The sequence below is a fragment of the Roseibium limicola genome (assembly GCF_017313085.1).
Lineage (GTDB): Bacteria > Pseudomonadota > Alphaproteobacteria > Rhizobiales > Stappiaceae > Roseibium > Roseibium limicola.
On the sequence record NZ_JAFLNF010000014.1, the window covers coordinates 20,202 to 33,785 of the forward strand.

The 13,584-nt window shown below is 57.7% G+C and carries 8 protein-coding genes and 2 pseudogenes; 6 read left to right on the top strand and 4 right to left on the bottom strand.

Translation table 11 applies throughout. From position 1 onward, the window contains the following. Positions 1-7: 7 nt before the first annotated feature. From ptsP to J0X15_RS19930, 5 genes are all read left to right on the top strand, one after another. Positions 8-2,272: a phosphoenolpyruvate--protein phosphotransferase gene (gene ptsP / locus J0X15_RS19905; RefSeq protein WP_206944727.1), complete on the top strand. Its 2,265-nt coding sequence runs from the start codon at positions 8-10 to the stop codon at positions 2,270-2,272. 66 nt (positions 2,273-2,338) lie between these two features. Then, positions 2,339-3,412, top strand: coding sequence for a peptide chain release factor 1 (prfA, locus tag J0X15_RS19910; protein WP_206944729.1), 1,074 nt, complete (start codon positions 2,339-2,341; stop codon positions 3,410-3,412). Positions 3,413-3,415: 3 nt separating this feature from the next. After that, a complete protein-coding gene (gene prmC / locus J0X15_RS19915) occupies positions 3,416-4,276 on the top strand; it encodes a peptide chain release factor N(5)-glutamine methyltransferase (RefSeq protein WP_206944731.1) in 861 nt (286 codons plus the stop codon). Positions 4,277-4,680: 404 nt separating this feature from the next. After that, complete coding sequence (locus J0X15_RS19920; RefSeq protein WP_209015488.1) at positions 4,681-5,568, top strand: DUF4167 domain-containing protein; 888 nt, start codon at positions 4,681-4,683, stop codon at positions 5,566-5,568. 789 nt (positions 5,569-6,357) lie between these two features. Further along, positions 6,358-6,555 (top strand): hypothetical protein, encoded by a 198-nt coding sequence (locus J0X15_RS19930; RefSeq protein WP_206944743.1) that lies wholly within the window; start codon positions 6,358-6,360, stop codon positions 6,553-6,555. Between the two features lie 84 nt (positions 6,556-6,639). Here J0X15_RS19930 and J0X15_RS19935 read toward each other — a convergent pair whose 3' ends face one another. From J0X15_RS19935 to J0X15_RS20440, 3 genes and pseudogenes are all read right to left on the bottom strand, one after another. After that, the gene (locus J0X15_RS19935) at positions 6,640-6,954 is read right to left on the bottom strand and encodes a hypothetical protein (RefSeq protein ID WP_206944736.1); all 315 of its coding nucleotides are present in this window, start codon (positions 6,952-6,954) and stop codon (positions 6,640-6,642) included. 105 nt (positions 6,955-7,059) lie between these two features. Further along, a pseudogene (locus J0X15_RS20455) lies at positions 7,060-7,245 on the bottom strand (IS1595 family transposase); the annotation flags it as partial. Continuing rightward, positions 7,234-7,551, bottom strand: a pseudogene (locus J0X15_RS20440) (transposase); the annotation flags it as partial. The pseudogenes J0X15_RS20455 and J0X15_RS20440, both read right to left, overlap by 12 nt. A gap of 210 nt (positions 7,552-7,761) precedes the next feature. Here J0X15_RS20440 and clpB point away from each other — a divergent pair. Further along, a complete protein-coding gene (clpB, locus tag J0X15_RS19945) occupies positions 7,762-10,368 on the top strand; it encodes an ATP-dependent chaperone ClpB (RefSeq protein ID WP_206944738.1) in 2,607 nt (868 codons plus the stop codon). A gap of 89 nt (positions 10,369-10,457) precedes the next feature. Here the strand turns inward: clpB and J0X15_RS19950 are convergent, their stop codons facing one another. Further along, positions 10,458-12,419: a M23 family metallopeptidase gene (locus tag J0X15_RS19950; protein WP_206944740.1), complete on the bottom strand. Its 1,962-nt coding sequence runs from the start codon at positions 12,417-12,419 to the stop codon at positions 10,458-10,460. Positions 12,420-13,584: the final 1,165 nt, after the last annotated feature.

The following is a 13,584-nucleotide window of genomic DNA, read 5'->3' on the forward strand; positions in this document are numbered from 1 at the left end:
GTAGGCGATGCGTAGCAACCTGGCCGGTCCGCGCCTCTTGCTACGTCGGCTTCGCGAGGTTATGGCGGAGCCGATCACGGCTCAGGAGCGGCTCGACAAGATCGTAGTCTTGATCGCGGCGAATGTTGTCGCCGAGGTTTGCTCCGTCTATATTCTTCGGGCAGACGGCGTGCTGGAGCTGTATGCAACGGAAGGCTTGAACCGTGAAGCGGTTCACCAGGCCTCCCTGCGCGTTGGCCAGGGTCTGGTCGGCCTGATCGCTGCCGAGGCGCGTCCACTCAATCTTCCTAACGCCAGAGCCCATCCGGGCTTTGCCTATCTGCCGGAAACCGGCGAAGAGGCCTTCAACTCCTTCCTTGGGGTGCCGATCCTGCGTGCCGGACGCACGCTCGGCGTTCTGGTTGTGCAGAATCAGTCGCACCGCACTTACCTCGAAGATGAGGTGGAAGCGCTGCAGACCACGGCGATGGTCATCGCCGAAATGGTGGCTGCCGGCGAACTGGAAGCGATTTCCCAGAAAGACACCGGTCTCGACCTTTCCAGGCCCATCCATTCCTCCGGCGTCGGGCTGGCGGAAGGTGTTGGCCTGGGTCACGTGGTTCTGCATGAGCCTCGGGTGGTCATCACCAATCTGATTGCGGAAGACAGCGAGGCGGAAAGCCGACGTCTCGAAGGCGCGATCAACCGGTTGCGGCTGTCGATTGACGACCTTTTGGCCAGTGGTGACATGGCTGCGGCAGGCGAGCACCGGGAGGTTCTGGAAGCCTATCGTATGTTCGCCTACGATCGGGGCTGGATCCGCAAGATCGAAGAAGCGATCCGCAATGGCCTGACGGCTGAAGCTGCCGTTGAAAAAGTTCAAAGCGATATGCGCGCCCGAATGCTGCGGCAGACGGATCCGTACCTGCGCGAGCGGTTGCATGATCTTGACGATCTGGCACACCGGTTGATCCGCGAGCTCATGGGACGGGCGACCGGTGATGTGCACGAGTTGCCTCAGGATGCGATCATCGTTGCCCGCAACATGGGTGCTGCCGAGCTGCTTGATTATGGCCGGGACCGGATTCGTGGCCTGGTGCTGGAAGAAGGCGGACCGACCAGCCATGTAACGATTGTCGGACGTGCTCTGGGCATTCCGATGGTCGGGCAGATCTCGGATATCGTCAGCATGGCAGATGCCGGCGACGCGATTATTGTTGATGGCGATGCGGGGGAAGTGCATCTGCGTCCGGCGCAGGATGTTCAAAACGCCTATGCCGAGAAGGTGCGCTTCCGCGCCCGGCGGCAGGCGCAATACCGCCGTCTGCGCAACAAGCCCTCCGTCACCAAGGACGGCGTGGAAGTGACGTTGCAAATGAATGCCGGGTTGCTGGTCGACTTGCCGCATCTGGCTGAAGCAGGGGCTGCAGGTGTCGGCCTGTTCCGTACCGAACTGCAGTTCATGGTGGCATCGTCTTTCCCTCGTCTGCATGAACAGCAAGCGCAATACACCCAGATTCTGGATGCGGCAGGCGACAAGCCCGTGACGTTCCGATCCCTCGATGTGGGCGGGGACAAGGTACTTCCCTATCTTCGCTCCATTCAGGAGGAAAACCCGGCGATGGGGTGGCGAGCGCTGCGCCTGGGCCTTGATCGGCCGGGACTGCTGCGCACCCAGATCCGCGCGCTTCTGCTGGCGGCTGCCGGTCGTGATCTCAAATTGATGTTCCCGATGGTGGCCGAGGTGAACGAGTTCCTCAAAGCGCGCAGCCTGGTGGAGAAAGAACTCAAGCATCTTCGTCGGCACAAGCATGAGGTTCCCGATAAGATCCGTCTCGGGGTGATGATCGAAGTGCCATCCCTGCTGTTCCAGCTTCCGGAGTTGCTGCAGCATGTGGACTTCGTCTCTGTCGGGTCGAACGATCTGTTCCAGTTCATGTATGCCGCCGATCGGGGCAACACACGCGTGTCTGACAGGTTCGACACGCTGGGGCTCGGGTTCATGCGGGCGCTCAAGCGCATCGTCGATGCAACCAATCGGGCCCATGTTCCTGTGACCCTGTGTGGAGAGTTGGCCGGCCAACCCTTGGCGGCCATGGCGCTGCTGGGTCTTGGCTTTCGGGATCTTTCCATGTCGCCGGCATCTCTCGGGCCGGTGAAGGCCATGGTGCGCTCGCTTGATGCCGGGCGCCTTGCTGCCCGTTTGCAGCCGCGTTTGGCACCCGGACACCGGGACCAGGATATTCGTCAATTCCTCGTGCAGTTCGCCGAGGAGATGGACGTGGTTCTTTAGCGATTTTCCGTAAAGATTCGATAGGCTCCGGGCATCCCGCCCGGAAACTCAAGGAGACATGCGCTCATGTTGGCGCGACACAAGCTCGACACACTGCTCGACCGCTTTGCTGAACTGGAACACCAGATGGCAGCCGGGGTCGAACCCGACGCCTATGTGAAGCTCTCGCGAGAATATGCCGGGTTGGAATCTCTGGTGACGAAGATCCGCGCCCTGACGAAGGCCGAAAGCGAATTGGCCGACGCGGAAGCCTTGCTGGCTGATCCGGAAACCGACAAGGAGATGCGGGAGTTGGCCGAGATGGAGCGCAGCGAGCTGCGCGAGACCGTCGAAGAGCTTGCCCAGGTGGTGCGTCTGGGGCTGTTGCCGAAGGACGAAGCGGACAAGAACGACGCCATTCTGGAAGTGCGTGCGGGGACCGGTGGGGATGAGGCCGCACTTTTTGCCGGTGATCTGTTTCGCATGTATCAGCGCTTTGCCGAGATCAACGGCTGGAAGGTCGAAATTCTATCGGCCAGTGAAGGCGAGATGGGCGGCTACAAGGAAGTCATTGCTTCCGTGTCCGGGGAGAATGTGTTTGCCCGGATGAAATTTGAAAGTGGTGTCCACCGGGTGCAGCGCGTTCCGGCGACGGAATCTGGTGGCCGGATCCACACGTCTGCGGCCACGGTCGCCGTGTTGCCTCAGGCCGAGGATGTCGATGTGGACATCCAGGAGAGCGATCTGAGGATCGATACCTTCCGGGCTTCCGGCGCGGGTGGACAGCACGTCAATACGACGGATTCGGCTGTGCGTATCACCCACATGCCGACCGGCGTGGTGGTGGCGGTGCAGGATGAGCGATCGCAGCACAAGAACAAGGCGCGGGCGATGCAGCTGTTGCGGGCCCGGATCTATGATGCGGAGCGCGAAAAGGCCGCCGGTGAACGGACGGAAGCCCGGCGTCTTCAGGTCGGGTCGGGGGATCGCTCGGAGCGTATCCGCACTTACAATTTCCCGCAGGGGCGGGTGACGGACCATCGGATCGGCCTGACGCTCTATAAGCTGGAGCAAATCATTGCCGGTGAAAGCCTGGGAGAGGTCGTTGAGGCACTGATCGTGGATCATCAGACAAACCTTCTTGCCTCCGAGGAGTCCTGAGGCGTGGCTGACGATCCGGCTCGATCGGTTGGCGCTGTCTATCAGCGCCTTCGTGCCAGCTTGCGCGAGGCAGGTGTTGCAACTCCCGAGCTGGACGCGCGAATTCTGGTGGGCGAGGTTGCCGGCATCGAACCGTCTCAGCTGCCGCTGCATCTGGAGAACCGGCTAAGCGATGCTGAGCTTGCGGTTGTCGCAGGCTTCGCGGCGCAGCGGCTTGATGGCAAGCCCGTCGGGCGCATTTTGGGAAAACGCGAATTCTGGGGCCTGGAGTTTCAGCTGAACGACGCGACACTGGAGCCGCGGCCGGACACGGAAACCCTGGTCGAGGCCGTCTTGCGCCATCTGCCGGCAAATGCCGCACCAGTGCTGGCGGATGTCGGGACGGGCAGCGGGGCAATTGCCATTGCCTTGTTGCACGAGGTGAAGGGCGCACACTGCCTGGCTGTCGACATCAGTTCGCAGGCACTTCAGCAGGCTTGTGCCAATGCCGCTCGTCACGGCGTTGCGGAGCGATTTTGGCCGGTGCAGGGCGATTACCTTGATGCCGTCGGCCCGCAGATTGATTGGATCATCAGCAATCCGCCCTACATCGCGACTTCGGTGGTCGCCGGTCTGGAGGGGGAAGTCCGCTTGCACGACCCGAATCGGGCGCTTGACGGAGGGGCTGACGGGCTTGCGGCGTATCGTGCCCTGGCGGCCAGGGCTGCGGTGATTTTACCAAAAGGGGGGCGAATCGCTCTTGAAATCGGCTATGATCAGGCGGATTCGGTGGTGAAACTGCTGCAGAAAAGTGATTTCAAGGATATTGAAATCGTTCAAGATCTTGCGGGTCAGGACCGGGTTATTGTGGCTCTGCGGCAATAATGTTGCCGGTTTTAATCTTGTTGCGAAAAAGCGCTTGGAAAAGCCCACTGAACCGGTTAGGTTCACTTCGCCGAGACCGGAAATTGCGATCAGCGCTCTGCAAGGCAGAGCCGGTATCATGGGGCATGTACAATCCAGTTTGAGCCATACTCGGCACCAAACACTTTGTGTATTGTCTACACCGTGAAACCGAGCATCCGGATCATTGGACTGTCGCAGACAATCGCGTTGGTACGGGGCGTATTTCAAGGTTTTGCCTTAAGCGTTTTCGTGACTTCTGTCGCATCGTGACGGCCGCTGGCCTATCTGGTCGGTTTCGGTAGCTATTTCGTATCGGTTTTATAGAAATCCGATGTTTGGCCGGCCATCGTGCTGGTCGCCGTTCCTTAAGAGAAAACGGCAGGATGAGACCAGGAAATCAAAGCAACAAGCGCATGCGCGGACGCGGTCGTAAAGGCCCCAATCCGCTCACCAGATCATATGAATCCAATGGACCGGACGTCAAAATCCGTGGCACTGCGCTTCATATCGCCGAAAAATATCAGCAGCTCGCCCGGGACGCTCATGTGTCCGGCGATCGTGTGATGTCGGAAAACTATTTTCAGCACGCGGAACATTATCTGCGCATTGTGGCCAGTGCCCAGGCGCAGAATCCAATCGCCAGCCAACAACGTGGCGACGACGATATGGATGACCAGGAAGATGAAGCACAGGATGCTTCGCCTCGTGCCGAGCGTTCAGAGCGCTCGGAACGGTCTGAACGTGTAGATCGCTCTGACCGGGCTGACCGCCCTGATCGTGCGGAGCGGGCTGACCGCCCGGATCGCGCAGAGCGGGCCGAACGTCCTGATCGGGCCGATCGACCGGACCGTTCTGAACGTGTTGCGCGCCCGGATCGGGCCGAGCGTGCGGAACGGGCTGAGCGTCGTGAACGCAGCAACAAGGAACGCGAAAGTCGCGGGCCGAGTGTTGACCCCGATAGCCCGCAGCCGTTCATTGAAAGCATGCCGATCATTGACGAATCCGGTCAGTTGAATGGCCGTGCGTCCGGTCCGGACGATGTGCAGAACGATGACGATGCCAAGCCGCGCCGTCGCGTGCGGGGCACACGGGGTCGTGGCGTCAAACGTGAGGACGATGCTCCCGAAGCTGGAGCACCTGTGGTTGCTGCTGCTGAAGCTGACACTGCTACTGGCGAAGAAGCTGCCCCGGTCAAGCCGAAGCGTCGGGCTCCCCGTCGCAAGGTTGTGGAACAGCCGGCTGAACCCGAGACGGTTGACGCAGGCGAGTAAGCCGCAGCCCACATCACTACAGCAGTTGAATTACGGCGCCTCAGGGCGCCGTTTTTTGTTGGTCGCGCCCATGCTCGTTCGAGATCACCGCGAACGCGCATGGGCGAGGCAGGCAGCAAACATTAGGAATTTTTACCTAGTTATATATGTGACAAAAGTGGCGTGATTCGATATGGAAGGCGGTGACAGGCTGGTACATGAAAGTGAGATAGCGGCGACGCCAGCTATGATCGAGGCTGGGCTTCATCACCTCTATCGATATCATCCTGATAATGGAGTGCCGGAAGATGAAACAGTTACGGCAATATTCCGGGCCAAGGCTTCGACGGCTTTGTCTGCGCAAACTCTGTCAGACGAATGATTAGTTGTCTGTAGTGAGTATGAAGGGAGTTGGTGCACGCAACTATGTTGTGAGCATAGAGTAAGGAATTGGAAGGCTCAATTTGACCCGCTTGAACCGTATTTACATCGGGAAACTTTTTTATCAACTTCATGATTTTGGCGTCATCAAAAGTTAAGTTATCTTCATCTGTGTGTGCGAAAGCGTTACGTATGCTACGAACTGTGTCGAGGATTAATCTGTCCTCACTGTTTATTAAGCCAAATGCAAACGCGACATCGATTTTCGATGAAAATGTGCTTAGTGGTCCGTAGCCCCTGAAAATTTTGTCTCGCAAGTCGCGGTTCTTTTTTTGCATATATAGCTCGATTAACTGCGTGAGCGAAGTTTCGAGACGTGAAGACATAACAAGAGCAAACCCTGGGTGCGTTTTGCCCTCGAATTTCTCAATGAATTCACTTACTGTTATTGTTTCAAATTGTCTTATTATGGTGTTTGAAGATTCTGACATGAATGGTTCCGAAGATATCCCGGTTGAAACCGAACGGCGCCGCGACGATGCGTTTCACCGCGCTCTAACAACGCCTCCAATGCCTAAACCCAAGGCCAAAGAAGGCAAAGAGACGAAGGATAAGCCCGGCCAGTGAGCCGGGCTTTTTGATGAGGTGATCAATGAGGGGTAGTTTTCATATGTGGTTTGCGCGCTTTCTGAACGTTCCGATTGACGTGCATCAAAGTTTTTTTGCTCGCGGGAAGAATGATTTCAATACCTCTTCATGTTCGATTGCCCCAAAATAGCAAGCGGACATGTCTTCAGGGTCAAAGACAAACAGCATGTCCTCTTCCCTGCTAAGGCCCTTGATTGCTTTTTTAGCGAAACTTTCCGTATCGAGGTTGGAGCCAACAAGAATGAAAGACGTCGGTTCTGACCAATACCCAGCGCTTCCATCATGTATGCCATCTGCGAGTTGATCATAGCGATCAGAATACGATTTGCCTTCAACGGCTTTTTTAGCAATCCTGAATGTCACGCAGTAATTTGACATAACAAATCCTCCCAATAGAAACGGAGGAATTACACACGGAATGAGCGAAAGGAGTCAATTCACCCCTTCCGCTTTCGCCATCTGAGGAACGGTTTAGCTTTCTGCTTAGGCGTGATTGGCCGCACCAGTTTGATTATACATAAAGCGCTTGCCCGCTGCGCCTCTTAGTGCATCTTCTGCCCGCTCACGGTCGGTGACCTTAACGGCGGTTCGACGGATATAGCGGAAATCGAATTCCGCCAGATAGCGATGAAGATGGGCTTCGCCTCAATGCTGATAGACGCCAATCATGCGGTGGATCTGGCGGGCAGACATGCCGTTCTTGGAAGCTGCCATAAGATGTGTTGCCAGAACCCACTTGTTGAGCGGGGTCTTGGAGCGTTCGAAGACGGTTCCGACAGTCACAGAAAAAGGCTTAAGGCATTCGTTGCACTTGAAGACGCCGGGGCGGGTGGATTTGCCTTCCAGTTTATTGATGCGCTTCTGATCAACGTTGCGGCAATGAGGGTAAACCGGACCATTGGGCCAATGAGTGGACTCCAAATGCTCGCGGGCCTTGTTTGCGTCTTGATAGATTTCGTTGGTCAGGTTGAGCATCGCTTTAACCCCTTGACCTGACGTTACGAAATCCGACGTGGTACGTCACATATATACTTAGGAATTTTTACCTCTTCCTCTTTTGTCGCCGAGGAGAGCACTTATATCTTCAGTACGGTCATGAGTAGGACCGGCCAGGCGCCTTCTACAGGGTCTGGTGACTTCAACGTCGTTCATGCTTCGGGTGATATGGCGGACAGGAGAACAGTCATGAATATCGAAAAATACAGCGAACGGGTGCGCGGTTTCATCCAGTCGGCGCAGACTTATGCGCTTGGGCAGGGACACCAGCAGTTCACACCGGAACATATTCTCAAGATTCTGCTTGATGATCCGGAGGGCATGGCTTCCGGCTTGATCACTCAGGCCGGCGGCAATGCGAAACTGGTGAAAGCCGAGATCGCTGCCGCGGTCGACAAACTGCCGAAGATTTCCGGCGGCAATGGACAACTTTATCTTTCTCAGCCGACGGCTCGCCTGTTCGATCAGGTCGAGAAGGTTGCCGACAAGGCCGGCGACAGTTTTGTCACCGTCGAGCGCCTGTTGCTGGCGCTGACGATGGACAAGGAAACGGCTGCCGGCAAGGCGCTGGCCAATGGCGGTGTGACAGCCAATGGCTTGAACGAAGCCATCAACACCCTGCGTCAGGGACGGACGGCTGACAGTGCCACGGCTGAAAACAGTTACGACGCCTTGAAGAAATACGCCCGTGACCTGACCAAGGTTGCCCGGGATGGAAAGCTCGATCCTGTCATAGGCCGGGACGAGGAGATCCGCCGGACAATTCAGGTTCTGTCCCGCCGTACCAAGAACAATCCGGTGCTCATCGGCGAGCCGGGCGTTGGCAAGACCGCCATCGCGGAAGGGCTTGCCCTGCGTATCGTCAATGGCGACGTTCCGGAATCTCTGAAGAGCAAGAGCTTGCTGGCCCTCGACATGGGATCGCTGATTGCCGGCGCAAAGTATCGTGGTGAGTTCGAGGAACGGCTGAAGGCTGTTCTCAGCGAAGTCGAGGCTGCTGCTGGTGGCATCATCCTGTTTATTGATGAAATGCACACTCTGATCGGAGCGGGCAAGGCGGATGGCGCGATGGATGCGTCCAATCTGCTGAAGCCGGCGCTTGCCCGTGGCGAGCTGCATTGCATCGGTGCGACGACGCTCGCCGAATATCGCAAGCATGTGGAAAAGGACGCGGCACTCGCCCGGCGGTTCCAACCGGTTTTCGTCTCCGAACCAACGGTGGAAGATACGGTCTCCATTCTGCGCGGTATCAAGGAGAAGTATGAGCTGCACCATGGTGTGCGGATCACCGACAGTGCCATTGTTTCGGCGGCAAACCTCTCCAATCGCTATATCACTGACCGGTTCCTGCCCGACAAGGCCATCGACCTCATGGATGAAGCCGCCAGTCGTCTGCGCATGCAGGTGGACAGCAAGCCGGAAGAGCTCGACGAGCTTGATCGGCGCATCATCCAGCTGAAAATCGAGAGAGAGGCTTTGAAGCAGGAAAATGATCCGGCTGCTCTGGACCGTCTCGGCAAACTGGAAAAGGAGCTTTCCGGTCTGGAAGAGCAGGCTTTGGTGTTGAGCCGCCGCTGGGAAGCGGAAAAGAACAAGCTCAATCTGGAGCAGAAGATCAAGGAACAGCTCGATCAGGCGCGTATCGATCTGGAGATCGCGCAGCGCCGTGGCGATCTGGCCAGGGCCGGCGAGATTGCTTATGGAGTCGTGCCCGATCTGGAGCGTCGCCTGGCGGAAGCCGAAGCTCAGGCTCAGGAGGGACCGATTGAGGCGATGGTCGATGAGGCCGTCACGTCCTCACACATTGCGCAGGTGGTCTCAAAGTGGACGGGGATCCCCGTCGACAAGATGCTGGAAGGCGAGCGCGACAAGCTGCTGCGCATGGAAGATGAACTTGCAGCCCGTGTTGTTGGTCAGCAAGAGGCGATTCATGCGGTTTCGACGGCAGTGCGGCGTGCGCGTGCCGGGCTGCAGGATCCGGACCGTCCGATTGGATCCTTCATGTTCCTTGGACCAACCGGGGTCGGCAAGACCGAGTTGACCAAGGCGTTGGCGGACTTCCTGTTCGAGGACGAGACAGCGATGGTGCGTATCGACATGTCCGAGTACATGGAGCGGCACTCGGTCGCCCGTCTGATCGGAGCTCCTCCGGGCTATGTCGGATACGAGGAAGGCGGCGCACTGACCGAAGCCGTGCGGCGTCGACCGTATCAGGTGGTGCTGTTCGATGAGATCGAGAAAGCCCATTCCGACGTGTTCAACGTTCTGCTGCAGGTCCTCGATGATGGCCGCTTGACCGATGGTCAGGGCCGGACTGTGGACTTCCGCAACACGCTGATCATCATGACCTCTAACCTTGGGGCCGAGTACCTGGTGTCTCAGGCAGAAGGTGAAGACAGCGATGGGGTGCGGGATCAGGTGATGGGCGAGGTCAAGTCGCATTTCCGGCCGGAGTTCCTCAACCGGCTGGATGAGATCGTCCTGTTCCATCGGCTACAACGGACTCAGATGTCCCATATTGTCGAGATCCAGCTGCAGCGTCTGCATCGGCTTCTGGAAGATCGCAAGATCAATCTGGAGATGGACGGCGCGGCCCTGAGCTGGCTAGCGGCCAAGGGATATGACCCGGCCTATGGTGCGCGGCCATTGAAGCGGGTGATCCAGAAGGAAGTGCAGGATCCGCTGGCCGAACGGCTTCTGGCCGGAACGGTTTTCGACGGGCAGACCGTGCATGTCTCGCTGGCCGGTGACCGGCTGGGCTTCGAGACAAGCGATGCATCCGAGGTTGCTGCCTGAGGGCATTTCACGGCCAGGGCTGACATCTGAAATTGGAAAAGCCGGCTCTTGAGGGCCGGCTTTTTGCTTTGGGAACCAAATTCAGATGATTATTGAATTGCAGCGAGACGGGAGGGCTTTTGGGCCTTGTCGAGCAGCGTATCGACGCGGCGCTGTTCGGCACGGAAGGCTGCCAGCATGTCGCCGTCGAGCACCCGGCCACGCGGCAGGCGGATGCGCATCGGGTCGACGAAGCGGTCGTTGACCTTCACTTCGTAGTGCAGATGCGGCCCGGTGGAGAGGCCAGTGGAACCGACATAGCCGATGATCTGACCCTGACGGATCTTTGATCCTTCGCTCAAACCCTTGGCGAAGGCGGTCATGTGATTGTAGGTCGTGGTGTAGCCATTGGCGTGTTGCAGCTCAATCCTGCGGCCATAGCTGGAACTCCACCCAAGCTTTTCGATAGTGCCATTACCAGCCGCCATGATCGGGGTGCCGCGCGATGCTGCCCAATCAACCCCGGTGTGCATCTTGGAGTACTTGTGGATCGGGTGGCGGCGCATGCCGAAGCCGGAAACGAAGCGGCCTTCTGAGACCGGCTTGCGCATCAGGAATTTCTTGGCGCTCTGGCCATTGCCGTCATAATAGTCGACCGTTCCGTCATCCGGCGTCCGGAATCGGTAGAACTGACGGCGACTGCTGCCGGTGTTGAGCGCTGCATACAGCACTTCCGGCTGAGCGGTTTCTGTGTCCTGGGCGTAAAAGACCTCGAGTGAGTCTCCGGGCTGAACGCGGGCGTTGAAATCGACCTCGAACGAGAAGATCTGCATCAGCTCGTTGATCATGTCTGTCGACATGTCCTGTTCCAGGGCGGTTTGATAGATGCTGTCGTAAAGGTCTGGTGTCGGGCCGCCGTAAGACACGCGATCCGCCTCGGCAAATGCATCGGCGAGGAATGTTGTCGGGGCATTGGCCTTGATGTAGGCGCCGCTGTCGGAGCGGGCAACTGTCGCCTGGTGCACTGTGCTGGAGTAGAGGCTGATCCGCTCGGGCCGCATCCGGTCGCTGTCGTCCATGGTGGGCGCGTAGGCAATCCGTAGCCGATGTCCGGCTTCCAGCTTGTTCAACCCATACCCCTGGGCCAGGGCTTGATGGATCTGCTTGGCTTCCTCAGGGGAAGCGTCGTTGTCCTGCAACACATCCTCAATGTCGGAGGCAGAGGAAATCGGTACGATCTTCTCTTCCAGGCCGGCATAGCGGAAGTCGTCATCCTGCTTGGAGACGAAGGAGACGTTTTCAGGCGTGATGCGCACGTCCAGTCGGGCGAACTCGGTCTGCTTCGCCAGATTGAAATCGAAGCGGGCCGGATCGATCAAGGCGCTGTCGGGTGCGTCGAGCGCCGAGGCTGCCAGGAAACGGGAAGACCCGCGCACATCTTCCTCGACATCGGCTTCCTGCGGGGTGGCGTCGCCGTCGATCTGTGTGCTGCCAGTGGGGAAGGCGCGCAGGGAAATGCTGACCTGGCCTTCGACCTTGGCGCCGTAGATGGAATCCTGAAACACAGCGTCAGAGGTAAAGCGCTCCGGCACATTCTGAATGTCGGAATAGAGATTGAGCGGGTTGAAGGCGGGAATATCCTGGGCCAGGTCCCGGTTCTTTCGGGTAGCGAGGCTGGAGGACATCAATACATAGGGACGTACCTTGACCAGCTGTCGATCACCAACCCGGGTCACGACATTGACCGGGATCATCTGCTTGTTGGCAAATTCCTCGGTGGTGCGTGTGATGCGGTCGCCCTTGGTGCTGGCATTGTCGACCCGGGCGGAGAACGCCAGAGTGCGCTCCGGCAGAGCCGCCTGGGCAAAATTATAGTCGCCCTGGAAGGCTGCGAGCAACGCGCCGCCCATCAGGAAGACAGAGGTGAGGCCGGTCAGAACCGTGCCTGTCAGCCAGCGCAGGGAAACCCTGCGACGATCGGGTAGCAAATTCCGCCCGTCATGCACCATCAGCGGAGCTTCGTCACCTAACTGGATCTGTCCGTAAGAGGAGGATGGTGACGAAAACTGCATGGAACTCTGATTGTCTTCTCTGTTGACCGGTCGGGTTGCGGGTGCGCCAACGTCAAAAGCAGGTACACCGGTGTGGCCTTGATAGGGGCCTTCTAGCAAGTTCTTAGCCGTTGGGCGACAGGGACCCGTCCCTGACTGATCCTGCCGCCGAAGTTTTCAGAAGAGCCGCTGTGGTCCCGAAGGCTGAAGCCTGGGGTCCGGACGCCTTCCGAAATCGTGCCCAGGGAAAATGCCGTGTCCGGCGCGCAAGGTCAAACTTAAGTGCGAGGCAGGCAAGGTTTTTTTAACATCTTGCCTGTCCTTGGACCAACGCAATGGCCGAATTATGGCGATGCTGAGGCAGTCTTCTCTTGACGATCCAGCTGGCATGGCACTTGGGGCAATCCGGTCCATTTCATTGGAGCGCAGGGCGATTGCGCCAGATGGAGCCAGAACGCCTCATCGCCGCCTTATCGGCTGCGCCAGAACGAAGCACCTCCAGAGGAGGGCTCTGGAGATTGGATGCTGCCTATATAAAAATGTCGCTCTCTTTATAGAAGTGACTTTCGCTTTCGGCCTCAAGGATCCGTTTGAGGCCGTGCTGCACCAGGTTTTGTTAACAGCGCAGAGCCCGGCGTCTTCGTGAAGGCGCCACAAAACTGAAGCCGCCGTCTATGCGCAGAGTGAGGAGGAAAGGGACAGGCTCTGTAAAACAAGGGCTTTCCATGGCGGTGCAGGACCTTCCCGGCGGTCGCCCAAAAGGCGGGCATGGCTACAAAATAAGCGACCTGAGCGCGAGAACGTGAATGCACGTTAACTTTTTGATTTTGTACATATTTTTGGGTCTTCTGACTTGTATGACTCTTTTTTGACAATACGTGTTGACTCCTCCGAGGGGGCTGCGTATAAACCGCTCCATCGAAGGCGGCGCTGAGCCAACGGCCACTGGCCAACGGGGATTGCCGCTCAAGACTTTCGAGACAAAATGGCTTCTTGGCCTCTCACGAGGATCAGGATTTCTTGTCTCAAACTGTTGGAAACAACGGGTTCGCTTTCGGGTGAATGTTCATTGATAATTTAACATTGAAGGAAGGGAAGCGTGGACGGCGTTGCTCTTGCGAGATGGGTCCTTACGGGGATTTGTCGATCAAGGTAAGAGTTACGCAGGTACGCTGATCTTTCAAAC